General features: G+C 36.1%; 1 pseudogene. It reads right to left on the reverse strand.

The annotated features are described in order from the left end of the window. Positions 1-293, reverse strand: a pseudogene (locus RTW80_RS27250) (colicin V secretion protein CvaA); the annotation flags it as partial. Positions 294-462 lie beyond the last annotated feature (169 nt).

A 462-nucleotide genomic window follows, 5' to 3' on the forward strand; every position in this document is an offset into this window, starting at 1 on the left:
ATGTCAATCAGATAAACAGGATCCCCTTTTTTTATCAACTGCCCTTCATGAACAAACTGCCTGACAACAAATCCCTGTACACCTGAATATATATTGACAGCTCTTGGCCAGGTTGTGACCTCACCACTGACATTAACACGGCGGCTATAGGTACCAACAATAATGAACATCAGAAATGCCGTAATAAACACAATGCTTCCCAGCATGATTAACCACAGTGGTATTCCGGGAAGTAATATTGCCCGTCCCTGCCACTTCATTTTTCTGTTTTCTAAAGCATCCTGGCGAAACAAATAATGTCTCCTTGCATACTATTAGTTTGTTGTTTATCTGGATTAATGATGGAAAATAAATCGAAAATTTGCATTATATGTTTCAAGGAAAATCATATAAACATACAACATAGGAGAGTTATCAGGATAAATAATCATATAATGCTGAGAACAATATTATAAACAATAG

It is taken from the genome of Escherichia sp. AM3, from assembly GCF_032029835.1.
Lineage (GTDB): Bacteria > Pseudomonadota > Gammaproteobacteria > Enterobacterales > Enterobacteriaceae > Escherichia > Escherichia coli.